Origin of the sequence: Paenibacillus sp. 7541, from assembly GCF_002276395.1 — a bacterium.
GTDB lineage: Bacteria > Bacillota > Bacilli > Paenibacillales > Paenibacillaceae > Paenibacillus_AQ > Paenibacillus_AQ campinasensis.
This window is the reverse complement of sequence record NZ_NQLZ01000012.1, coordinates 1-23609: the sequence shown is the minus strand read 5'-3', so window position 1 is coordinate 23609 and position 23609 is coordinate 1. Positions and strand designations below refer to the sequence as shown.

Genomic DNA, 23609 nt, shown 5'->3' with positions numbered 1-23609 from the left:
ATATGCAAAATCTAAATTGTAATCATCGATTGCGGTTCTATTATTGTGCAGGAACCTGTTCAACCTTCAGCAGGTTCGTCGAGCCGGAACGACCGAGCGGAACGCCAGCCGTGATAACAACCAGGTCGCCTTCCTTCACAAGACCGGATTTGATGCCGCCTTTAAGGGCATATTCGAACATTTCGTCCGTGGAAGTAGCGGTTTCGCCTTTGACCGGGGTTACGCCCCAAGTCAGGGCAAGACGTCTCAGCGTTCTCTCCTGCGTAGTTACAGCGATAATTGGTGCTTGAGGACGATATTTGGACACCATCCGTGCCGTGTGGCCGGACTCTGTGGACGAAATAATCGCTTTGGCATTAAGATCCAGCGCCGAGATGGCCACCGATTGGCTGATCGCCTCGGTTACGCTCGTTTCCTGAGCAATGCGCTGCTTCAGGAACATCTCACGATAGCTCAGTGCGGACTCCGCTTTTTCAGCGATACGGGACATGGTGAGCACCGATTCCACCGGATATTTACCAGCAGCCGTTTCGCCAGACAGCATGATCGCATCGGTTCCGTCGAAGATAGCGTTGGCCACGTCACTCGCTTCAGCGCGTGTAGGACGCGGGTTGCGCTGCATGGAATCCAGCATTTGTGTAGCTGTAATGACAGGCTTGCCGGCGAGGTTACATTTCTCGATCATGCGCTTTTGTACAAGCGGCACTTCTTCTGCAGGAATCTCAACGCCCAGGTCCCCGCGGGCAACCATCAGGCCGTCGGACACCTCAAGAATCTCATCGAGATTGTCCACGCCTTCCTGATTTTCAATTTTGGAAATGATTTGGATATGCTCTGCGTTGTGCTTTTTCAGCAGCTCGCGAATTTCAAGCACGTCGCTTGCTTTACGAACGAAGGAAGCCGCGATAAAATCGATGCCCTGCTCGATCCCGAAAATGATATCGTTGGCGTCCTTGTCGGTAATGCCCGGAAGCGAGATGGACACGCCAGGAACGTTCACGCCTTTTTTGCTCTTAATGGTTCCGCCGTTAACAATGCGGCATCTGATTTCCGTGCCTTGAACCTCCACTACGGTTAAACCGATCAGACCGTCATCGATCAGAATCGTAGATCCAACTTGAACATCATTTGGCAGATCCTTGTACGTGATGGAAAGCCGGTTTTTGTCTCCGAGAATTTCTTCGGTTGTCAAGGTTACATACTCGTCCTGCACAAGCTCAATCGGCTCTACCGCAAGCTTGCCGGTACGAATTTCCGGTCCCTTCGTGTCAAGCAGGATTGCTACCGTTTTGTTCAATTCTTCGCAAGCCTTGCGGATCGTTTTGATCCGGTTGCCATGCTCCTCGAAGTCACCGTGGGAGAAGTTCAGACGAGCCACGTTCATGCCAGCCATAATGAGCTTCTTGGTGTTTTCCAACGATTCACTGGAAGGACCGATGGTACATACAATTTTCGTTTTGCGCATTTGGGTTTCCTCCGTTTTTTTCAAGGGTCTCTATATCTCTTTTTCCAACAACTAAATTTACTACAAAATGACTCGTTTGTATAGGAACTTTGTCATATCATCCGAATATCTTCATCTTTATGCTGAATAAAAAAGCAGCTACAGCACGGCATCCTGCTCGTCCTGCTGCTCGATCGGCTCGCTTGCCGCCACCTCAAATTCGCCGATCTTGCGGAATTTGCGGTACCGGTCTTCCTTCAGCTCGCAGGCATCCATGCCCGACAGCTCGGACAAATGGCGCAGAAGCGCACTGCGAATGGACTCGGCCGTTTCTTCATAATTCTTATGGGCTCCGCCTTTGGGCTCCGGAATAATCTCCTCGATCACTTCCATCTTCAACAGATCCTGTGCGGTAATTTTCATCGCTTCCGCAGCCTGGTCTGCCTTTGAGGCGTCCTTCCACAGAATCGATGCAGCCCCGTTCGGGGAAATGACCGAGTAGATCGCATGCTCCAGCATCAGCACACGGTTGCCTACTGCCATCGCAAGAGCACCGCCGCTTCCACCTTCGCCGATGACCACACAAACAACAGGCACCCCGAGCGATGACATTTCCCGCAGATTGCGGGCGATCGCCTCGGACTGACCTCTCTCTTCAGCTGTATTGCCAGGGTATGCGCCCTTCGTATCAATAAACGTAATGATCGGGCGACGGAATTTGTCCGCCTGCTGCATCAGGCGCAGCGCTTTGCGGAATCCTTCGGGATGCGCGCTTCCGAAGAAGCGGGCAATGTTATCCTTCGTATCCTTGCCCCGCTGCTGGCCAAGCACAGTCACGGGCACACCGTTCAGCTTGGCGAGCCCGCCGACAACCGCCAGGTCATCCCCGTACAGACGGTCTCCATGCAGCTCGATAAAATCGGTAAAGATCAGTTGAATCAAATCCAGCGACGTCGGCCGCTGCTGATGACGGGCCAAATGCATCTTCTGCGAAGGCGAAATGTTGGAGTAAATCTCCTCTTCCAACCGCTTGTAACGTTCTTCAAGACGGGCGATTTCATCCGTGAAATCGATCCCTTTCTCCTGACCGAACTGTTCCAGCTCTTCGATCTTCTTGCGCATCTCTGCCAGAGGCATTTCAAAAGGCAGTTCGCCTGACATCAAAATCCCCCTTTCACGGCATGCATATCCAGCAATTTACCGAGCGTGGAACGCATGTCTTTTCGATGAACAACCATGTCAAGCTGACCATGCGCAAGGTTGAACTCCGCCGTCTGGAAATCATCCGGCAGCTTCTGGCGAATGGTCTGTTCAATTACGATCCGGCCGGCAAAGCCGAATACTGCGCCCGGCTCGGCGATGTTGATGTCGCCAAGCGTCGCAAAGCTCGCCGATACACCGCCGGTGGTCGGATCGGTAATAACCGAAATATAAAGCCCGCCCAGTTCATTGAATCTGGCCAGGGCGGCGCTGGTTTTGGCCATCTGCATCAGACTGAGGATGCTCTCCTGCATCCGGGCTCCGCCCGATGTGGAGAAAATAATAAGCGGCAAGCGCTTTTCCGTTGCCGTTTCAATGGCGCGTGTTATTTTCTCACCGACAACCGACCCCATGCTGCCCGTGAAGAAATCAAAGCTCATCACCGCAACGACGACAGGCTGTCCAAGAATCGAGCCTTGTCCGGTAATGACCGCTTCCCGAAGTCCCGATTTCATCTTCTGCTGCTCCAGCTTGGCGGCATAGCCAGGGAACTGGAGAGGGTCCACGGAGATCATATCGGCGTCAAACTCCTCGAAGCCTGTCTCATCCAGCGTCATTTGAATCCGTTCCAAAGCGTTCAAACGCATATGATGGCCGCATTCCTGACATACCTTCAGATTTTTTTCAAGTTCCTTGCTGTATTGAATTGTGCCGCATTTGACACATTTGTTCATCAAACCTTCTGGTATTTCGCGCTTTGGGCGTTCGCCTTCCTGCTGCCCTTCCGTCCCCAGTCGTTCTGATGGGATGGTTGCGTATTTCCTTTTTTTCTGAAACAGATCTTTAAACACAACTACACCTCTTCAGCCGTAGATTTGAATGGCCGCCCGCGCTAGCGATTCGCTGACCCGAATTGTTGCTTCGCTATGTAACCCTTTCAAAAAACTAGGGGTGCAATATCGAATTTAATACTTCCTGTACTTCCTCAAGCTCACCGGAGGGTACCAAAATCTCAAACTGCTGTTTGGAAAGATTCACAGGACGGCTCTTAACCAAAAAACCTTCTTCCGTCAGTCTGGTTTTAATCATTTCCGCCATCTTAGCCGTCGGCGCAATATAGATAACCGTCCACATGCCTTTCAGATCCCCCTAATCTCGCTTTCACAGGCATATCCTGAGCCGATATAATGGATAATGATAACATACTTCAGTTTTTAGCTCAACAAAGAGAGAAGGGGGCTGAAGGGCTCTTCTTCTTCCAACGGAACGGGATAAGACCGTTCTCTCGTTAATCCGTATACTTCACAGCATCCGGGTTGCGGTGGGCGATTCTTGACGATGCGGCGGCTGCGATGCCTGCGATCAGATCGTCCAGAAACACATGAATGCCGTCCTTTCTGGAGTTCAATATTTCGATTACGCCAATTTTTTCCTTGTCCAAATATCCGAAGCTGGTCAGCCCGATCATGCCGTAGATGCTTGTCACCCCGAGAGCCATCGTTTCATCTACGCCATACAGCGGCTCATCCTGCTCCATAATCGACTGCAGGGGCTCGGGCAACAGCTTCTTCTCCGCCAGTTCATCAAGAGCAATCCCGGTATACAGCGTATACTGAACCTCTCTTTTTCCCAGAACGGCCCGCACGCTCTCTTCGCATTGCGCCATCGTCAATGCCGGGTGGTACCGCTGCTGCAGTGTAAACACGATGTCGGCGATCGAACTGACTGTCACTCCCCGGCGACGCAGCATTTGTTCTGCCATCTCTGCTGACATTCCTTAAATCCCCCTCAACACACTTGGGCAAGCAGGCCAGCGCCCGGGTCTGCCGGACGTTCTGGGCCGCTCGGCCAAGTTATCCGTAGTGTCCTAATTGTATGCGTGAGGGGGACAAAACGTTCATCCCAATTTTAGATCAGATGGCCGCTAGGCTGATTCATCGCACCTTGACGGTATCGGCGCCGAACATGCGCTCGATATGGCCGAACAGCTCCGGCGAAGGCTTGATGCGGTACGCCTCGCTTAAAGCTAACACCTTCTGGCTTCGCTCATAGAAGAGCACGGTCGCGACAGGACCCGGATGCTCCTGGAGCAGACGCTTCAGCTGTGTCAGCAGCTCGGGCTTTTCCGCATCCGCCGTGATCTTGACGAACACGCGCTGCTCCGTCCGCGCCCGGCCCGCCGCTCCAGCGGCGCTGCCCTCTGCCGCGCGCGGCGCTGCGCTGCCCGGCGCAGGCCCCGGCCCCGCTCCTGCCGCCGCCGCACGCTCCGGCCCGGCGGCGCGCTCCGCCGGGAGCGCCCGGGCCGCCGGCGCCGCGGCAGCCCCGCTGCCTGCGGCCGGCGGCTTCGCCGCAGCGCCGGTGCGGCGAGTCTTGCCGCGGCGGGCCAGCTGCTGCAGCGACTCGGGGCTCAGCTGCGCCACTTCCTCGGCCAGCAGCTTGAAGCCCTCGTCCTGGTGCTGAAGCTTGGCCCGAATGGCAAGCAGCGCCCCCTTCTCGATCAGGTGCGCGCTTCGCTTCCACACCTCCGGGAACAGCACCACTTCGCTGCGCTCGATCTGGTCTTCGCACTGCATAAAGGCCATCGCTTTGCCTTGCTTGGTCGTAATCGTTTTGAGGGAAACGACCATGGCGGCTACCGTCACAAGCGACTCGTCCTCCCCTTCATAGAGATCCATCAGCCGGTCCGCACCCGTCTGCTCGAGGACTTCCTCATAGCCGTCCAGCGGATGGCCCGACAAATACATGCCGAGCAGCTCGCGTTCGAACTCCAGCTGCTGCCCGGCAGAGTACGGCGGAATATCAGGATATTCGATCTCCCAATTCGGCGTCTCCACAAAGTCAAACAGCTGAATCTGCAGATCATCCCGCTCCTTCTTCCACTTCAGAGCGGCCTCCACCGTTTCATCGAGCATCGCCACAAGCTGCGCGCGATGTCCCGGCAGCGTATCAAAGGCTCCAGCCTGAATAAGCGATTCAATGACCCGCTTATTGCATACCCGCAGGTCGACCCGGCGGCAGAAATCGACAAGACTCTCATACGGCTTGTCCTTCCGGGTCTCCACAATCGTCTCGACCGCCTGCGTGCCGACGTTCTTGATCGCCGCCAGACCGAAACGGATACCAGCGGGGCGGCCAGCACCCTCCGCCTCCGAACGTTCAAGCGATACCGGGGTGAAATAAGCCCCGCTCTCATTGACATCCGGCGGCATCACGTCAATGTTCATCCGCCGCGCCTCAACGACATATTCCGCCACCTTTCGGTGGCTGCCCATGACGGCGGTCAGCATCGATGCCATGAACGGCACCGGATAATGCGCCTTCAGATATGCGGTCTGAAAGGCCAGCACGCCGTATGCAGCCGCGTGCGCGCGCGGGAACCCGTAATCGGCGAAGCGCACAATCATATCATAGACGCGGTTGGCTTCCTCTTCGGTATATCCCAGTCCAGCGCTTCCGGACACAAAATGGCTGCGCTCGCGGTCCAGCACCTCCCGCTTCTTCTTGGAAACTGCCCGGCGCAGCAAATCCGCTTCGCCCAGCGAAAATCCGGCCATCTTCGAAGCGATCTGCATAATCTGCTCCTGGTAGACGATGATGCCGTACGTATCGGCCAGAATCGGAATCAGATCCTCATGTGGATATTCCGGCTCAATCAGGCCATGCTTCGCCTGAATGAACTTCGGAATGAACTCCATCGGACCCGGCCGGTACAGGGCGTTCACGGAGACGATATCCTCGAAGGAGGACGGCTTCAGCTCCTTCAGCACCCGCCGCATGCCCGGGGATTCCAGCTGAAATACGCCCGTCGTCTCTCCGCGTCCCAGCATTTCATAGGTGCGGCTGTCGTCATCCGGCACCGTGCCGAAATCGGGAGCCGCTCCTGTCAGCTCGGCGATCCATCGCATCGTTCGTTCGATAATCGACAATGTCCGCAGGCCGAGAAAATCCATCTTGAGCAGCCCGATGGCCTCAAGATGCTCCATCGAGTACTGCGTCAGCGCGGTCGTCTCGCTGCCTTCCTGCAGCGGCACCGCATCAGTCAGCGGATCGCGCGATATGACAACGCCGGCCGCATGCGTCGAAGCATGGCGAGGCATGCCTTCCACCTTCATCGCCATGTCGATTAACTCGCGAATCCGCCGGTTCGTGTCATACTGCTCCTTCAGCTGCGGACTCTCCTCAAGCGCCCTGGCGATGCTGATCCCGAGATGTCCGGGAATCAGCTTCGCCGTCTTGTCAACGTCGCCAAACGGCACGTTCAGCGCCCGGCCCACATCCCGGACGGCGGCCCGGGCAGCCATCGTGCCAAACGTAATGATTTGGGCGACATGCTCCCTGCCGTATTTCTGGACGACATAGTCAATCACCTCGTCCCGGCGCTCGTCGCTGAAGTCAATATCGATATCCGGCATGGTCACCCGCTCCGGATTCAGGAAGCGCTCGAAGAGCAGCCGGTATTTCATCGGGTCCACATTCGTAATGCGCAAGGTGTAAGCAACCAGGCTGCCCGCCGACGAGCCCCGGCCCGGACCGACGGCAATATGATGCCGGTGCGCATAGGCGATGAAATCCCATACGATCAGGAAATAGTCGCTGAAACCCATGCTGTCGATAACGCCCAGCTCGTACGCAAGCCGCTGCTCAAGCTCACTGCGCAGCTCCTCGGACGCCCAGCGCTCACTGCCCTCATAGCGCTCCTTCAGCCCCGCATAACACAGCTCGCGGAGATAGTCGGATGCGCTCTTTCCTTCAGGCAGCGGCCGGTATTCGGGCAAAATCGACTGCCCGAACTTAAGCTCCACGTTGCACTGCTCCGCGATCAGAAGCGTGTTCTCCATCGCTTCCGGGACATGGGGAAACAGGCGGCCCATCTCCTCCGCGCTCTTCAGATACAGCTGATTGGTCGTCATCTGCAGCCGGTCCTCGTCCTGCACCGTTTTGCCGGTTCCGATACAGATGAGCATGTCCTGGACCTCCGCATCGGCAGCGGTCAGGTAATGAACATCGTTGGTTGCCACGAGAGCAATGCCCGTCTCGCGGGCAAGCGCGATCAGCTGCGGATTGACCCGCTTCTGCTCCGGCATCCCGTGATCCTGAAGCTCCAGATAGAAATCGGAGCCGAAGATCGCCTGGTAACGAAGCGCAGCCGCCTTCGCCTCCGCTTCCCGGCCATGCAGCAGGTGCTGCGGCACCTCCCCGCCAAGGCAGGCGCTCAGGCATACAATCCCCTCGCTGTGAGCCGCCAACGCCTCCATATCGATTCGCGGCTTGTAATGAAAGCCCTCCAGATGGCCGATCGAGATCAGCTTCATCAGGTTGCGATAACCGGTATTGTTCTTCGCCAGCAGAATCAAATGATAGATCGGCTGATCCTTGCGGCTTCCCCGCTCCTTGCGCGATCCGGCCGTTATATAGGCCTCGCAGCCGATGATCGGCTTGATGCCATGTTCAAGACATGCTTTATAAAAGGGAACGGCGCCGTACATGACCCCGTGGTCGGTCAGGGCAAGCGACTTCATCCCAAGCGCTGCCGCTTCACGCACCAGGTCGCCAATACGCGCCGCCCCATCGAGCAAGCTGTATTCGCTATGCACATGCAAATGCACGAAAGAGCTCATCCTTAACGCCTTCCTTTCGCGATGAAATAACTCACGTTATACGTCCCTCGACGTGTATTCGTACATTCTAAAAATCAACTTCTATCATTTTATCATAATCCGGCAGGACCCGCCCATAGAATGAAGACAAGGATGCTAATCGGACAGGCGGTTGGCACCCTCTGTAAGGGAGCAGAAAGGAGATGACGTCCATGAGCGCATTTTTGTCAAAAGCGATTCTCGACTTTTTCATAGCCTTCGGCATCGTGCTTGGCGGCGCCATGATCGGAGGAGTCGGTGCCGTATTATCCATGCAGCCCCCGACCACAACGATGCTGGAAATTGCCGATCGCATCAAAATTTGGGCGCTGGCAGCAGCGATCGGCGGCACGATCGATCCGATGCGCGTCATCGAAAGCAACATGCTGGGCGGCAACATATCTCCGGCGGTCAAGCAGATCCTGTATCTCGGCTTTGCATTTCTAGGCGCACATATGGGCAGCGAGCTGGTCAAATGGGTGTGCTCGGGCAGGAACTAGGTCATGAGAGTGCCGCCTTTTGAACGTTTCCGCCCCTTCTATCAGGCCACCTCCATCTTCCTGCTCGGCATGATCGTCGGCAGCGTCTTCTATAACTCGCTCTATCATGCCAGCTACAATAAGCTGTGGCACACCAATCATGAGCAGCAGGTGGAGATCCAGCAGCTGAAGGATGATATTACCTCCTTGAAGAAATACAGCACGCAGACGACTGTCATTCGCGAAATCAAAATCCGGGCCGAGGACAATGGAAAAGCCCCTCTGGATGCGCTGATCGAGAGGGAGATCATCAAATTGATGGGGGAGGATCTGGCCCCGCTTCGCGGCCGCAACGTGTTTGACATCGATACCGACAGCAGGCTGACCCGCTCCCTGCTGGACGACAAAATATACACCGTAAGGGAGAAGGATTACCGCATCCGGATCAGGACGATGCTGGTTATGGAGGGCGTGCTGCAGATCTGGATCACCATCAGCCAGATGGATGCAAACGCGGGCTGAGCATGATACAATACCAGTATCTTCAATAGACCGATACGGACCTTGCTTCCCGGCGCTTCGCCGTCAGGAGCAGGTGCTTGGATGACAAAGGAGCTTACTCATGCTAGCAATCATTCGATACGCTTTATTTATTATACTCGTTCTATCCTGCATCTCGGCTGCCCTGTACAGCATCCGGGCCCGCCGCATGCCGGATCCTGCGGACCGCGGCATCAACCTTGCCATGATGAACATCTGCATGGGCATCATGCTCGCATCCCTGTCGCTCGTCTGCATGTTTCTGTTCAGCGGTTCAACGCTAGCTGTCATTGTGGAAGCCGCCTTTCTGGTGCTGGGCGCCTTCAATCTGTTTGCCGGCTTGCGCAGCCGGGATTACTATAAGAAACTCAAGAACTCTCCATCCTCCAGTTAGCAACAAGCATGACAAGGACAAGGGCTTCCCGCCGCGGTCAATCGCCACCGCCGGGAAGCCCTTTAATGAATGTGCGCAAGAAGAGGCTGTTCCCTGCGCATTATCCGTGATCAATCGCCTGCATCGTCATGACTGACTTGGCCACCAGGCTCGACTGATGCTGAATTTCAATCTCCATCTTGCATGTCCGCCGGCTCAGCTCAAGCAGCTTCGGCAGCACGACAATGGAATCCTCGATCTGTACCGGGCGAATGAAATAAGTGGACAGATTGTCCATTACATAATCCCAGCCGCTCATTTCCTTCGCGGCTTTAAATGCGGCCTGACTCATCACCGTGGTGAGCACACCCTGGGAGATGGTGCCCAGTTCCGTAGCCATCTGGGGCGTAATAAACCCGTGAAAGAACAGCCGTCCCTCATCATCGCGGTCCTCGGCCATTCCGTTCCAGATCAGCTGGTCAAACGTCTCCCCAAGCTGCGGCTGATTCCGGGCATCCCGCAGGGCGGTCAACACCTCTTTGCGGGTTACGGTCGCAATGAGCTTCCGGTTGCGGTCAACGATCGGAAGAAAGTCGATGCCTTCCCACATCATCGTCTGTGCCGCCGAAGCGAGCGACGTCTTCATCCCGGCCGTCACCGGATTGCGGGTCATCGCCTTCTCAATCAACTGCGAATCGGCCAGCCCGTCCACATCCCGGATTCCGACTATGCCGATAACGCGGTTCCACTCATCGGTGACCGGGAAGCGCTGTTCACCGGTTTCCGCGGCAATTTGCTTGAAATCGCGGACCGTCACCGAGTTTTTCACATAATTCCGCGGCTTGTCGAGAGCGATATCCTCCACCAGCATAATTTTCTTTTTAATGAGACGGTCAAAAATAGCGCGGTTGATCATGGAGGCTACGGTGAACGTATCATGCCTGGAGGAGATGATCGGCAGATTCAGCTGATCTGCCAGCTGCTTGACCTCACGGCTGGTGCCGAAGCCGCCGGTAATCAGCACGCCGGCCCCCGTCTCCAGCGCAAGCGAATGCGCATCCTCCCGGTTGCCGACAATCAACAGGTCGCCCGGGTCGATATACCGGATCATCGCCTCGACCTTCATTGCACCGATGACGTATTTATGCAGCGTTTTGTTCAAGCCCTCCGCCCCGCCGAGAACATGGCCCTCTACAATTTCGACAACATCGGCAAATGTAAGCTGCTCGGATATATTTCTCGGTTTGCGCTCAACCCGCACGGTTCCGATCCGTTCCTTCGTTACGACAATCCCGAGACTCTCCGCTTCCTTGACCGCCCGGTATGCGGTCCCCTCGCTCACCCCCATCTCCCTTGCGAGACGGCGGACCGATATTTTGCTGCCTACCTTCAAACTTTCGATATGCTGTACGAGCTGCTCGTGCTTCGTAATCGTATCATCACGTACGTCCAACTGTTACACCCCCGGCACTCAAACTGTACTATACTGTATTCATTTATTATAACACGTTTTGTCAGGAGGCATACTGTGGGGTTTGTCCCATATGCCGATAACAGCAAGCCGTCGCCAGCATAGCAAAGCAAAAAGCCTCCCCTGAAAGACAGCCCGCCTATCATCGGCTTGCTGTCGTTCAGAGGAGGCCGCCCTTTCCCTTACCCCTGCATGCCCTGGCCGCCCGCTTCTTTGCCCTGATGATCATCCGGCCATTTCAGCTGCCACTGGCGCATCTTCTCCTTGCGAATCGCCTCCAGCTGCTTCTCCTTCGCTTCATCGACACCGATTAAAATGTACATGTGCGACGCAATGACCAGCAGCGCAAATCCGGCCCATACCGCTCCGAACATCGACACCCAGGAGAATCCATCTGCAAATGAAATGCTTGGCAACGCATAGATCAGCATGCCGAGCGCAATCAGCAAATACAGCGTATGCTTGAGTTTGTTCTTCTTCCTTTTCATCGTTATGCAGCTCCTCTACTCTTTTGAAATCTATATTTCTACTCTATGAGCGAGGTTGGCATTTTATGAGACAAGTTTTCGCCTCAGCTGATGAAATTGAGTCCACCCTCGGCCATGCCAAAAAAAGCGAACCGCCGGAAACCCTCCGTCGGTTCGCTTTCATACATGGATGAACGGATTACAGACCGCTTGGACCGTACAGATCCTGCAGGCTGTCCGAGATGATTTTGTTCACATCTTCGATGATGACACTGAGGCGGCGCTCAGCATCAAACAGGCGGCGGATATTCAGGTTCAGACTGAGCAGCTCGAATTGCTTCTCTACCGTTTCCATCTCTTCCTGGGAAGGCATGTCCCCTGACATCATTCTTTGCTGAATCTCCATCTGCTTGCGGCGGAAGTCCTCCAGCATGCGCTTGCTGTCCGGATCGACATCCACCAGCTTCATCGCAGCCTGGATCTCTTGAACTTCCTCGCTTTCCTTCATCGCCTTCGCCAGATCGTGAGCCTTATCGTAAATGTTCATATTCGTATCCTCCTATCGGCAGATGCTGCCGTTATTCATTCGTATCTGTGCTGTTCATGTCTGTTCTGCTATTGATCACGCTCGCCTGTCTTCGCCCTGCCTATCTCCACATCAAGGTCATGAAGGACTGGAACAGACCGATGACGGCGCCAAGCCCGACGCCAAGCCATGTAATCGCCCGGAACTCCCGGCCGGATACACTGAGAATGACTTCCTCGAGCCGTTCCACAGGGAATTTCTCCACCTGCTCCCGCACAAGCTGCGGAAGGTTGACCGCCTTCATGGCGACCGGAACGCCGCGTTCCAGCATCGCCAGTCCTTTCTCGAGGAATCCGGGAAGCACGGACATCAGCCATGGCATTCTCGGGCCCAATATTTCCTTCAGCTGCAGCGCCTCCAGCCGCTCGATCCAGTCCATCCACGGAATCGCCTCCTCAAGCTTGCCGATAAGCAGCTCCGGCCCCGATTCCCCGGACATCGCCTCAAGCAGAGAACCGATCGGCATCTCGCCGTATTCCTCCAACTTGCCTGCTACGATCCCTTTGACGGTCTCTCTGACCTTCTCGCTTGACAGCTGACCGACAAGCATCGGCGTCAGCTTCGTGACCAGCTTATCCTCATCCACAAAGATGGCCGCCATTGCCCCAAGGAAGCCCCCGGCCCGGTCCACCATCGTCACCGCCATATTACGCAGAAGCCGCTGTCCTTCGGCAGACAGGAGCGTATCGCTCAGCTCCTTCAGCACCGTATCCGCGGCAGCGCCGCTCCATTTATCGATCGTGGTCTCCGACCATCCCGGCACCAGCACCTTCAGCGGCTTGTTCTCCAGCTCGTACTCGCGCCAGATCGCATGGACACCGCCAGCGGTCAGCCGCCTCGCCGATTCCTGGGCCAGCTGCTTCAGGCGATCCCATTGCTCCGGTCCCCAGAGCGAATGCGCGAGCTGGCCAACGGTCTGCTCAGACTCGCTCCATTCCTTCAGCTTCTGGACGGCGGTGTCCTCTATTTTGTTCCGGAATGCCGGCTTGCGGATTAATTCCTGAATGCCTTCGCTTGTCACAAGATAGTCGGAAACTACATTGCCGAGCGATACGGCAATCTCCTGCTTCCGTTTCGGGATAAGCCCCGGTGTAAAGGGCAGGCGTCGGCCAAAAAGCACGATCTTCTCCCGCGGATGAAACAGCATTTTTATCGCTAAATGGTTCGTGACACCGCCGACAAACGCAGCGACGACCATATTGACCAAAACAAAGAGCCAGTCTGGCAATTTCAGCACCTCCTTTTTCACCAGCGGTACAATCACCAAGGGATATATGTCCTCATATGATGCATTACATGCAATGATCAGATGAAGTCCAATCTGTTCACCAGACATCCAGTTGTAGTCGGAAGGAGATCCATGATGTCCAAATCCAAGATCACGGTTCAGCTTATGAGCTCAGCCCTTCTCCCGAATGACAATATCAAGCTGGGCGACCGACTCATCAAGCAGTTGCGTATTCCTACAGACCGGTCGATATGGCTAGCTTACGGGTCCTTCAAGCAGGAGGTGCGCGTCTACTCGGGAGGAAAAACGGCCACGCTTCGACTTCACCCTTCTTTATTCAGCAGATCCGGACTTCTTCCTCGCACCGTATTAAACGTCAAGTACAACGCATTAGAGGGGACGCTGAGGCTCGGTCCGCTCATCGGCGTGATGGTCAGCCGCTACGATTCCCGTGATCACGGCAAACCGTTCGGATCGATCTCATCGTTCTGCTTGGAAATGGTCAAGGCCTGCAAAACCCAGGGTGCATATGTATACTTCTTTACCCCTGACATGATAGGTTCTAACCTGTCATCGCTTGAAGCGGTTCACTATGACGCAGGATGGAAAAAAGCGACCTTTCCGGCTCCCGACGTCATCAATAACCGGCTGTTTACGCGCAAGCTGGAGAACAGTCCTAGCGTACAGCATTTTATGAAAGAAGTAAAATCTCGGTTTGGAACTCATGTGTTCAACGAAAAATTCCTGGACAAATCGGAAGTGTTTGAGGCGCTTGGCTCCAATGAAAAGCTTCAGCCGTATTTGCCGGAATCCTATTTGCTGAGGAACTTCAATACGCTCAAGGCGATGTGCAGGACCCATTCCACGGTGTTCCTCAAGCCGGTGCGCGGAAGCCTCGGCACAGGCATCATCCGGATTACCCGCCAGGGAGACGGCACTTACCAGACGATGACCACCTCGCTTGCAGGTACCAAGAAGAAGACATACCCATCGCTTTTGAAGCTGTTCAGCACCATTTCCTTGAAAATGAGAAAAACCAGGTACCAGATTCAGCAGGGACTCGATTTGATTCGCATCCAGGGCCGGAATGTCGACTTTCGCGCACTCGTCCACAAGAACAAGAGTGGTGACTGGTCGGTGACTTCCATCGTGGCCCGGATCGCGGGCGACAATCACTTTGTATCGAATCTGGCACGAGGAGGCAGCCTGTCGACGGTGAAGGATGCGCTTGCCTCAAGCGGAGTTCCGCTGACGGCCAGACAGACCGCGCTTCCCCGGATGAAGCAGGCGGCGCTTGAAATCGCAAGCGGGCTGGAGAAAGCAATCCCGCTGCATTTCGGTGAGCTGGGCATCGATTTGGCCGTGGACACGACGGGGCATATCTGGCTGCTGGAGGTCAATTCCAAGCCGTCCAAAAGCGAGAATGCTCCCCTTAATTCAGCCAAGATCAGACCTTCGGCGGTACGGCTGGTTCAATACTGCCGCTATCTGTCCGGCTTTTGAAGAAGGAGGTCCTTATGTCCTCTACGACAATAGGTTCACTCGGTGTCATGGTATGCCGAAGATCGGGCTTTCCTCCCTTTGCCGAGGAACATTATCTCCAGGAATTAAGCGAGGTCGGCGAGAGGCTCGGTGTTTCGGTATTTGTGTTTTGCCCTGAGGAAGCGCCGCGCTACGCGGTTTCTCTTCCTTCCGAAAATCCCTCGGCCCACATTCGCGGTTATCGGTATGCATCCGGTCAAGGGTGGATATCCTGCAGTTTTCCCATACCGGGTGTCATCTATGATCGCTGTCTGTACAGAAGCGCCCGGGAAAGCGCTGCGGTGGCCGCCTTTTTGGGGGGACTGCCGAAAGCCGGATGGAGGTTATGGTCCCGGGGGCTTCCCGGCAAGCTCAGTGTTTACAACACGCTAAGCCGCTCTCCCGACGTCATCGATTTTCTTCCCCCTACCCTCAGCTACACCGGTTCGAAATCACTTTCCCGGGCGCTTGCCACCTTTCACGGGGAAGTGTTCATGAAGCCGAGCGGGGGATCACAAGGGCGACGTACATTATATATCTCGCTTCGGGATCAAGGAAGCGTCCGTCTGCAGGGGAGAGACCGGAGCAATGACATCTTCAGCCGGCTCATCGCTCTTCCAGAGCTGCCGGAATGGGTGAGCCGCTTTACCGCAAAACGGAGATTTCTGATGCAGCCGTTTCTGCACCTATATTCGCGAAGCGGAAATCCTTTTGACGTCCGGACACTCGTTCAGAAGAACGCCAAAGGATTATGGTCCTTAACCGGCGTCGCGGTTCGCGAAGGCGCGGGGCTGGGGCTAACCTCAAACCTTCACGGGGGCGGGACCGCCTTGTTAGCCCAGCCCTATCTTGCAGCGGAGTTCGGAGCCGAGACGGCTGCCTCCGTACTGGCCACGATTCGCCGGTTATCCCGGCTCGTGCCTCCCCTGCTTGAGAGCAGCTTCGGTCGGCTGGGCGAGCTAGGCATCGACTTTGGCATCGACAGAGAAGGAAAGGTGTGGCTCCTTGAAGTCAACTCCAAGCCTGGCCGAGAAGCATTCAAGCAGACAGGAGAGCAGCCTGCGGCAACAAAGGCCATCGAAAATCCGCTGCATTACACGCGTTATTTATTGCTTCGACAACTTAGGAGGGTAAATACATGAGTTTGAATTACGGTAATATTCATTTCTCTCAGCAGCCCGAAAAAGTCGTCCTTGTGTCCGGTTCGCTAATGAGAAGCCTGGGTCTTTCCGGCAAAAAAAACGTCCTGCTTCGGATCGGCACGAGCGCGGTTACGGCAGCTGTGAAGCCCATAGAACGATCGGGGAAGCAGCTTTATCTCAGCAGCGGGGTGCGCAATGCCGTCCATGTCCCAAGACCAGGTCCTGCTTACATCTATTCACCAAGGGAAGGCGAGATTCGGCTTGGGCCTGTCGTCGGTGTACTGTCCGACGGCCCTCGCAATCCGGCCACCCCCTTCGGTTCCCGCACAGGGTATATACGCCAGTTGCTTCGGGACGGCAATAAACGAATGTTCGTCTATGCCTTCGCGCCCCGGGACATCAACTGGCAGAGAGAGACGGTCCATGGCTTCCTGCTCAGTTCAAATGGCGGCTTCGTCCGCAGAACGGTCCCGCTGCCCGATGTCATTTATAACCGTCTGCCCAGCCGGAAAACCGACTTCTCTCCATTCACTAACCAGCTGAGACAACGGTTCACGAAGCGCAACATTCCATTTTTCAATTGGGCCTTCTTTAACAAGTCCGATATTTTCAATCGTTTGGAGGGAGACGTTCAAGCAAGCCGCTTCTTGCCGGAAACGTATTCGAACCCGAGCCCCGAGCGAATCAAGGATATGCTCGATCGTCACAGCTTCGTATATTACAAACCTTCGGCTGGAAGCCTCGGACTCGGCATATACCGGCTGACCTATCATCCCAAGAAAGGGTATTTCGCCCGCTATCACGGCAATGGCGGCAACACGCTGCTCAAATTCCCGAGCTTCAACAGCCTGATGCGAATGCTGCAGTCCAGACACGGCTCGAAGCTCCACAACTATGTCATCCAGCAGGGTATCCGCCTGATCGAAATTGACGGCTGTCCGATCGATTTCCGGTTCCATATGCATAAGAACGGCAAGAACCGCTGGAGCGTCGTTGGTATCGGCGCCAAAAAAGCAGGTCGGGGCAGCGTCACAACCCATATTAAAAACGGTGGTTCTTTGCTTACGCCAGATAGCGCTCTTTCCCGGGCATTCGGGGCAAGGGCCAAGGAAGTGCTGGAACGTGCCAAGGAAGCGGCAGTCATCCTGTCTGAGTCGATTGAGAATCATCACACTCACCTGCTTGGGGAAATCGGGTTTGATATCGGCATCGATCAGAACGAGAAAATCTGGATGTTTGAAGCCAACTCCAAACCGGGGCGTTCCATCTTCCACCATCCTTCCCTGAGAAGCGAAGGCAAGGCGTCCGTAGAGCACATCTTTGATCATAGCTTGTATCTGAGCGGCTTCAGCAGGGGGAATGACACGTGAACAGACGATTCGAAAGCGATGGAAGAGCTGTAGTAGCGATCCTGACCATGCATGATCCCGACTATATGTTTCGGGGCAATCGGCAAAATTTCCAGGAGATCCTTAAAACCGGAAAGGACATGGGCTATCAGGTCTATGTCGTTACGGCGCGGGATTTGAAGCTGAAACAGGACACCGTGAAAGGCTACTATGTCGGAAGCAATCACAAGTGGGAGCAGAGGCAGTATCCTCTGCCCCAAATCATATATAATCGGATTCCAAGCCGTGAGGACGAAGCCATCCCCTGGGTCCGCCAAAAAATAAACCAATGCCTCAAGCATCCCGATATGATGATTTACAACCCGTTCTTTTTTAACAAACGCGAATTGTTCAAGTGGCTGAGCAAGTCACGATATACGAAAAAATGGGCACCGCCTACCCGAAAGCTGCGAGGAATCGCAACGCTGCAGCAAATGATAAAACGCATGCCTTATTTGTACCTGAAGCCGGAAAACGGCAAAGCAGGCCGAGGCATCATGAGGGTGAAATATCAGAAGAACAAGTCGCTGCCTTACCGGATTCAAATTCAGAGCGACAAAAACAGCACGACGTATAAAGCCGCCACCTTGAACCGGTTATGGAACCGGGTCAACAAGGAAACCCAGGGCAAATCCTACCTCGTGCAGCAGGGCATCGAGCTGGTCTCCGTCCACGGTCGCGCCTTCGATCTCCGCATTCTGGCGCAGAAGACGGAGACCGGCCAATGGGCAGTAACCGGTATCGGTGCGCGCATGGCCGGAGCCAAGAGCATCACGACGCATGTGCCGCGCGGCGGCTCGATCGAGGACCCGGAGAAGCTGCTGCCGATTGTATTCGGCCCGGAACGAACAGCCGTTATTCTGAACGAGGTGGAGAAAGCCGCCGTATCCATTGCCAGACAGATCGAGAAGGGCTCTGGTTACATGCTTGGCGAAATGTCGATGGATCTTGGCGTCGACGCGGATGGCGCACTCTGGTTCTTCGAGGCCAATTCGCGGCCGATGAAATTTGATGAGCCAGCCATTCGCAAAAAGTCGCTGGAGCGGATATTCCAGTACTGCGGCTATTTGCTGGATAACAAATAAAGGGTTTGAAATTTGTACTCACAAAGGAGGGTTACTATGGAAATCGCACGTCTCCATCTGCATGATCCAGCCGATTGGCCTCATCTACGCCGGGAGTGCCTCGAATTCTTCAGCCGCTGCGGGGGCAGGCGCTTAAAGGCCGGACATATCGGACATCTGGCTGCTCTAAGCTATGAAGCGCTCCACCAGCCAGGCACCTCCATTGTGGCAGCCACCGTTCGCGGGGAGCTTGGCAGCATGCCGATCGGGATCAGCTATGCCGCAGATTATGGAAAGGAGGCCTGCATGACCGCGGTACACCCTCTTTACCGCAACCGCCGGATCGGGTCCTCCTTGCTGCGCCTGCAGATCAGCGAGCTCGGCCAGCTGCATTGCACTGTCGCGACCGGCCATACGGCCGCGTTAAAAATGTGCTTTCTTGCCGGCATGCATGCCGAAGGCCTCGAAATGGACGCTGCCGGCAGGCCGGTACTGAATTTGAAAGGGGTAGACATCCGGCCTGCGGCTGTAAAAGGGGCCAGCCCCGACTCTAATCAAGAAGGTGAACTTCTATGTCTCAGCCTGTCCTAGGCATCCTAACGCTCTACTTAAATGACCGCAAGGTTCTGGAGGAAAGGCATATCTATGAGCGGATGATTACGGAGGGCCGGAAGCTCGGCCTGGACGTGTATGTGTTCACCCCCGCCGATGTGCATCCGGGAGGCGGCATGATCCATGCACTGCATTACAGTCCGGAACAGCGAAAATGGTTCAGAAAGTGGCGCTCCTTTCCGAACATCATCTTCGACCGGTGCCGCATCCAGAAAAGCGCGCGTTTCCGTCAGCTCGTCAGCTTCCGCTCACGCTACAGAAAGCTGCTGTTTCTGAACAGGCCGCTGCGCAATAAATGGACGATTCATAAAGTGCTTCATGACAGGAGAGAGTTTCGCCAGCATCTGCCGGAAACCCAGCTCATTCACAGCCTTCAGGACGTGCAGCGGATGCTTGCCAGACACCAGACGGTCTATCTGAAGCCGATCAACGGCACCGGAGGCCGCGGCATTCTGCGCGTAAGCAAACGGCAGCTGCTGCCCGGCATCTATGAAATTCAAGGCCGAAACCAAAGCCGGAGCATCATCAAGCCGAGACGAGTCACCCTCTCGCAGATCGGAGGGTATCTCTCCAGTTGGAACATGCGGGGCAACTATGTTGTGCAAGAGGGGATTCAAATCGAGCTGCCGACCGGCCGGGTTCATGATTACCGGATGCTGGTTCAGAAGAACGGCTTTGGCGAGTGGGAGGTGACCGGATGTGTCGGACGCATGGGGCCGATGCACAGCGTGACCTCCAATCTGCATGGCGGAGGCCGGGCCATCCCGATGGACCGGCTGCTGGATAAGTGGATTCCCGAGGTGCAGAAGCGGGAGGAGGTCATGCAGGAGGCTTACCGTCTAGGCGTGGAGATTCCCCGTTTCCTGGAATCGCAATACGAGGCGCTGTGCGAGCTTGCGCTTGATCTTGCCATTGACAGAAACGGCCGCATTCTTCTGCTTGAGGTGAATCCCAAGCCGTCCCGAGAAGTCTTCTCCCAGATTGGAGATCACGTCTCCTACCGGAAGTCCATCGTCAGGCCGCTTGAGTATGCCCTGTGGCTGTACAAACAAAAAAAGGAATCCCGGCTCGATTCCACAGACAGCGCGGCCCTATAGTTCTTGTAAACAGGTCATGAAAGCCGGCTTCTGAACATATCAACGAACAGGGGAAGCTCTTGCCGGACTTGTGGCCGGAGAGTTCCCCTGTTCATGCTCGATATTTAAAGCGGATTACGCTTCCTTCGCCTGATCATAAAGGGTAAGCAGCTGTTCGAATGCGTCGATGATCACATCAGACCCCTTCAGCTCCTCCGTGCCACCGAACCCTGCATAATGGCAGCCGATGACCGTCTGCCCATTCCCTTTGCCTGCCTCGACGTCCGAAGAGCGATCGCCCACCATCCAGGCGGTCTTCACGCCGTGCGTGTCCAGCAGCAGCCGGACCAGATCCACCTTCGTGGCTGTCCCATGCTCCCCGGCGCTGTACACCCCCTCGAACAGCGGCATGATGCCGCGGGCTTCCGCAATCCCTTTGACGTATTGCTCCAGACCGTTGCTTGCCACAAACAGCCTCACTCCCCGGCGATGCAGCTCTTCCAGCGTCTCCTTCACCTTCGGGTACAGGACGGCCTCTTCGTTCTCAAGACCTTCAAGCTCCAGCTGCAGCAGCAGTTCATTCGCCCGCGCGTGAGCCTCAGGCGTTCCGTTAGGAATGACCTTCTTCCAAATGTCAGGCAGCAGCATCCCCAGGCAGCTCAGGACGAGCTCCTCGTCCGGCGTTTCCCCTTCGTAATGCCCTTCCTCCCGCAAAATATCAAACAGCTTGTTATGAGCAGGCAGCAGCAGTGTTTCCGTTTGAAACAACGTCCCATCCATATCAAAAATCATAGCTTCCGGTTTGACAAGTCTCACAGTATTATCCAATTCGGTCCTTCCCTTCCTCCCATTTGATCTCATCTTCTGTAATATCTCTTCTCATCATAATGGAACGGGAACCCCCCTGCAAACCTTCCGCTTCTTTTTTAACACTTAATTAACACACGGGATCAAGCTCCTTGACGACAAGGCGGCCAGGCTCCCGCGCCCTCGTATGGGCCTACCTCTTTAGCGGCTCGCCAAACACCACATGGAAATGCAGATGCTTCGAATCCTGATAATTGCCGAGATTGGTATTCACTCTGGCAGCGCCGTGCTCGGCAACGACCTGATTGGCAACCTGCTTGATGATGTCCATCATCTCGATCAGCAGGGGATTGTCCGCTTCCTCCAACGTGACAAGAGATGCAATATGTCTCTTTGGTATGACCACAATATGCACCGGGTAATAAGGACGGGTATGATGAAAAGCAAGCACCCTTTCCGTTTCGAACACCTTCTGTACAGCCGTTCGCCCGTTTAACACTTCGTCGCAATAAAAATCATCCGTCATCTTCGCTCCTCCAGTACCCGATTATTTTTTCACAAAACTAGTAAAAAAAGAATGTCCGAAAATAATGCTAGAAACCATAGTAATATCATGATGCTCCAGAATATATACATATAGAGACTCGTAAAAGTCAAACACGCCAAAATGGGCCAACAGAGGACTTATCGTCACGAGGAGCGACGGCAGGGCCAGAAGCAGCAGCTTGGATTTGTTCAGACCGATTCTTCCCCCGCGCGAACGCTTGAGCCCGCTTAGACCGAGCACGACGCCGATACCTCCGAAACACAGAATCAGAACTGCAGTTTCATAGTACAAGTTGTGCTCGAATCTGGTTCGAGCCTCGGCCCTGTACTCAGTCAACATGTCCGATCCGATCGCAAACAGAACGATTATCAGCACCAGATATACGAAATGCAGAAATATATTTTTTTGAGCTTTATTCATAACGCAGAGGCCTCTCTTTCTATAAAAAGATTGTCCTTACTTTATCATCAAAAGGATAATTAATCCAGATCGATGGCCAGCGTTGATCAGCCGGCTGTCCGCACGTCAAAAAGCCAGGCCGGGAACAAACGCTCCCTTCACCTGGCGGTCATGCCGTATCCTCGATAACACATGGGCACGTTATGTGTTCCATGTCTCATGGTTCATTCCTATCAACTTGATTCACTACTTTGCTGTCCATCACCAGACTGCTGTTTCTCGCAGATCAGGTAGACGCCCTCCTGCTGGCCGAGTTTTCCTATATAATCGGTAAGATGATTTCAAAACAATTTCCAGCCCGATCTATTTACAAAATATTGATTTTAATTTAAAAAACTGTAAGTCAACGAAGATTAAAAAATACAGGTCAGTCACGGTGGTATCTGACCATAACGACCTGTTCAACATAACGCTATTAAGGTATATTATTGTAGCTTTTATGTGTTCATCTCAATTCATGACAACTTCCTACAGGTCCCCCCCGTAACCTAACTCTCCCACTGTATCCCGATTTCTTCAAACGAAGTACTACTTTCACTCAATCCCTCATGATCATCCGTTCCAATCATTTTAATTTCTCTTTTAGTTAGTATGATCTTTGCTTCTGGTTTTTTAATTTTTCTAGTATATATGGACTCTAACAGATCGACTTGTACATTGGTCATCTCATAATAATCTCGCCAAGACTCAACCGCAGAGTCATATTCCATTAGCTGTCTCTCTAAAAGATAACCACCATTTTGAATCAATCTTACGATATTATCATTAGAAAAAATTCTGTCGTCATCAGCCCAAAATGCTGTTGTAATGTAAGGTCTTGACATACCATCGTCTCCTTCCTCGAGAAGATACTCTAAAGTCTCATTTTTTGATAACTCAAGGACTTCTGGTGGTGCGCCTTTATAAAAGTCAATAGCTGAAGAAAATTCTGTACGGGTGACGTTATCATTACGAAACGCCCCAACACAATATTTATCTTTAAATGTAATTGTTCCTCTTCCTCCTGAACCATCAACTACGCTATAGTTTATTCCGTCCCATGAATGTTCATATGATAACTCAGGATAGTGAGCAACCATAATTCCATGTGCAATTGATGCAAGTATGCAACCGTTCCACAGACTCTTTTTATTCAAACCATCATTCAAAATAATTGGTTTCATTTCTTCCTCCTTGTCGGCTTAGAAGGTGGCTTATTTTTATTTGGTTCATTTGAGTCAGAAGGTAATTTATTTGACTTATCTCTATTTTCCTTACGAGTAAGCACTTGAGCATTACTATAACTGTTAGTTCCACCTTTATCTTTAGGAATGATGTGATCAATTTGCCACTCATTTGGATCTGGTGTAACGCCTTTTTGCTCTTTTGTGGCTTAGTAGCGACTTTACCTGACGAATCAGATTTAACTAGCCCACCATTTTTCTTCATGTTCTCTTCTATTATCTTTTTCTTTTGAGCCGCAGTAAAGTCCTTTCCAGGTCCTACAAACTTTGAATCTTGAATATGCGAATATGGACCATTTCCAGTTTGGGTATTACTTTTCTTTTCAGGAGTATGTTTTTGAGGTTT

At 53.8% G+C, this 23609-nt stretch carries 24 protein-coding genes; 9 read left to right on the top strand and 15 right to left on the bottom strand.

Annotation, left to right across the window (positions count from 1 at the left end; translation table 11 throughout):
- Nucleotides 1-40: 40 nt before the first annotated feature.
- The 6 genes from pyk to CHH75_RS07680 form a co-directional block, all read right to left on the bottom strand.
- Nucleotides 41-1465, bottom strand: coding sequence for a pyruvate kinase (pyk, locus tag CHH75_RS07705; RefSeq protein WP_095263795.1), 1425 nt, complete (start codon nucleotides 1463-1465; stop codon nucleotides 41-43).
- Between the two features lie 138 nt (nucleotides 1466-1603).
- On the bottom strand, nucleotides 1604-2605 hold the full coding sequence (locus CHH75_RS07700) for an acetyl-CoA carboxylase carboxyltransferase subunit alpha (protein ID WP_095263794.1): 1002 nt from the start codon (nucleotides 2603-2605) through the stop codon (nucleotides 1604-1606).
- Nucleotides 2605-3495, bottom strand: a complete 891-nt coding sequence (gene accD, locus CHH75_RS07695) for an acetyl-CoA carboxylase, carboxyltransferase subunit beta (RefSeq protein WP_095397892.1) — start codon at nucleotides 3493-3495, stop codon at nucleotides 2605-2607. Before accD ends, CHH75_RS07700 begins: the two co-directional genes overlap by 1 nt.
- A gap of 94 nt (nucleotides 3496-3589) precedes the next feature.
- Nucleotides 3590-3778, bottom strand: coding sequence for a glutamate decarboxylase (locus tag CHH75_RS07690; RefSeq protein WP_095263792.1), 189 nt, complete (start codon nucleotides 3776-3778; stop codon nucleotides 3590-3592).
- Nucleotides 3779-3932: 154 nt separating this feature from the next.
- Nucleotides 3933-4418 carry a phosphatidylglycerophosphatase A family protein gene (locus CHH75_RS07685; RefSeq protein WP_095263791.1) on the bottom strand — a complete coding sequence of 162 codons (486 nt, stop codon included), beginning with the start codon at nucleotides 4416-4418 and terminating at the stop codon, nucleotides 3933-3935.
- A gap of 160 nt (nucleotides 4419-4578) precedes the next feature.
- Nucleotides 4579-8262: a DNA polymerase III subunit alpha gene (locus tag CHH75_RS07680; RefSeq protein ID WP_095397891.1), complete on the bottom strand. Its 3684-nt coding sequence runs from the start codon at nucleotides 8260-8262 to the stop codon at nucleotides 4579-4581.
- Nucleotides 8263-8453: 191 nt separating this feature from the next.
- Here CHH75_RS07680 and CHH75_RS07675 point away from each other — a divergent pair, with 191 nt between their 5' ends.
- The 3 genes from CHH75_RS07675 (at nucleotide 8454) to CHH75_RS07665 (ending at nucleotide 9693) form a co-directional block, all read left to right on the top strand.
- Nucleotides 8454-8780 carry a YtrH family sporulation protein gene (locus CHH75_RS07675; RefSeq protein WP_095263789.1) on the top strand — a complete coding sequence of 109 codons (327 nt, stop codon included), beginning with the start codon at nucleotides 8454-8456 and terminating at the stop codon, nucleotides 8778-8780.
- Between the two features lie 3 nt (nucleotides 8781-8783).
- Entirely contained in the window at nucleotides 8784-9281 is a 498-nt protein-coding gene (locus CHH75_RS07670; RefSeq protein WP_095263788.1) for a sporulation membrane protein YtrI, read from the top strand.
- Between the two features lie 100 nt (nucleotides 9282-9381).
- Entirely contained in the window at nucleotides 9382-9693 is a 312-nt protein-coding gene (locus tag CHH75_RS07665) for a YtpI family protein (protein WP_095263787.1), read from the top strand.
- A 100-nt stretch (nucleotides 9694-9793) separates the two neighbouring features.
- Here the strand turns inward: CHH75_RS07665 and CHH75_RS07660 are convergent, their stop codons facing one another.
- The 4 genes from CHH75_RS07660 to CHH75_RS07645 form a co-directional block, all read right to left on the bottom strand.
- Entirely contained in the window at nucleotides 9794-11125 is a 1332-nt protein-coding gene (locus CHH75_RS07660) for a DRTGG domain-containing protein (protein ID WP_095263786.1), read from the bottom strand.
- 200 nt (nucleotides 11126-11325) lie between these two features.
- On the bottom strand, nucleotides 11326-11631 hold the full coding sequence (locus tag CHH75_RS07655; protein WP_095263785.1) for a hypothetical protein: 306 nt from the start codon (nucleotides 11629-11631) through the stop codon (nucleotides 11326-11328).
- 178 nt (nucleotides 11632-11809) lie between these two features.
- Nucleotides 11810-12157 carry a YlbF/YmcA family competence regulator gene (locus tag CHH75_RS07650; protein WP_095263784.1) on the bottom strand — a complete coding sequence of 116 codons (348 nt, stop codon included), beginning with the start codon at nucleotides 12155-12157 and terminating at the stop codon, nucleotides 11810-11812.
- A gap of 100 nt (nucleotides 12158-12257) precedes the next feature.
- A complete protein-coding gene (locus CHH75_RS07645; RefSeq protein WP_244908087.1) occupies nucleotides 12258-13433 on the bottom strand; it encodes a DUF445 family protein in 1176 nt (391 codons plus the stop codon).
- Nucleotides 13434-13559: 126 nt separating this feature from the next.
- Here CHH75_RS07645 and CHH75_RS07640 point away from each other — a divergent pair, with 126 nt between their 5' ends.
- From CHH75_RS07640 to CHH75_RS07615, 6 genes are read left to right on the top strand one after another with little or no spacing between them, the layout of a single operon-like run.
- Complete coding sequence (locus CHH75_RS07640; protein WP_095263783.1) at nucleotides 13560-14927, top strand: YheC/YheD family endospore coat-associated protein; 1368 nt, start codon at nucleotides 13560-13562, stop codon at nucleotides 14925-14927.
- A 14-nt stretch (nucleotides 14928-14941) separates the two neighbouring features.
- Nucleotides 14942-16087 carry a YheC/YheD family endospore coat-associated protein gene (locus CHH75_RS07635; RefSeq protein ID WP_095397890.1) on the top strand — a complete coding sequence of 382 codons (1146 nt, stop codon included), beginning with the start codon at nucleotides 14942-14944 and terminating at the stop codon, nucleotides 16085-16087.
- Entirely contained in the window at nucleotides 16084-17457 is a 1374-nt protein-coding gene (locus CHH75_RS07630; protein WP_095397889.1) for a YheC/YheD family endospore coat-associated protein, read from the top strand. The genes CHH75_RS07635 and CHH75_RS07630 overlap by 4 nt, the downstream gene beginning before the upstream one ends.
- Nucleotides 17454-18560 carry a YheC/YheD family endospore coat-associated protein gene (locus CHH75_RS07625; protein WP_095397888.1) on the top strand — a complete coding sequence of 369 codons (1107 nt, stop codon included), beginning with the start codon at nucleotides 17454-17456 and terminating at the stop codon, nucleotides 18558-18560. Before CHH75_RS07630 ends, CHH75_RS07625 begins: the two co-directional genes overlap by 4 nt.
- 36 nt (nucleotides 18561-18596) lie before the next feature.
- On the top strand, nucleotides 18597-19130 hold the full coding sequence (locus CHH75_RS07620; RefSeq protein WP_095397887.1) for an N-acetyltransferase: 534 nt from the start codon (nucleotides 18597-18599) through the stop codon (nucleotides 19128-19130).
- Nucleotides 19112-20248 (top strand): YheC/YheD family endospore coat-associated protein, encoded by a 1137-nt coding sequence (locus CHH75_RS07615; protein WP_095397886.1) that lies wholly within the window; start codon nucleotides 19112-19114, stop codon nucleotides 20246-20248. Before CHH75_RS07620 ends, CHH75_RS07615 begins: the two co-directional genes overlap by 19 nt.
- Before the next feature lie 114 nt (nucleotides 20249-20362).
- On the opposite strand, the gene CHH75_RS07610 is transcribed toward CHH75_RS07615, so the two are convergent.
- The 5 genes from CHH75_RS07610 to CHH75_RS25540 form a co-directional block, all read right to left on the bottom strand.
- On the bottom strand, nucleotides 20363-21088 hold the full coding sequence (locus CHH75_RS07610) for an HAD family hydrolase (RefSeq protein ID WP_483310922.1): 726 nt from the start codon (nucleotides 21086-21088) through the stop codon (nucleotides 20363-20365).
- 139 nt (nucleotides 21089-21227) lie between these two features.
- On the bottom strand, nucleotides 21228-21560 hold the full coding sequence (locus CHH75_RS07605) for an HIT family protein (RefSeq protein WP_095263776.1): 333 nt from the start codon (nucleotides 21558-21560) through the stop codon (nucleotides 21228-21230).
- 21 nt (nucleotides 21561-21581) lie between these two features.
- Nucleotides 21582-22001: a hypothetical protein gene (locus tag CHH75_RS07600; protein ID WP_095397884.1), complete on the bottom strand. Its 420-nt coding sequence runs from the start codon at nucleotides 21999-22001 to the stop codon at nucleotides 21582-21584.
- A 527-nt stretch (nucleotides 22002-22528) separates the two neighbouring features.
- A complete protein-coding gene (locus CHH75_RS07595; protein ID WP_095263774.1) occupies nucleotides 22529-23203 on the bottom strand; it encodes a hypothetical protein in 675 nt (224 codons plus the stop codon).
- Nucleotides 23200-23352: a hypothetical protein gene (locus CHH75_RS25540; RefSeq protein ID WP_369680147.1), complete on the bottom strand. Its 153-nt coding sequence runs from the start codon at nucleotides 23350-23352 to the stop codon at nucleotides 23200-23202. Before CHH75_RS25540 ends, CHH75_RS07595 begins: the two co-directional genes overlap by 4 nt.
- Between the last annotated feature and the right edge of the window lie 257 nt (nucleotides 23353-23609).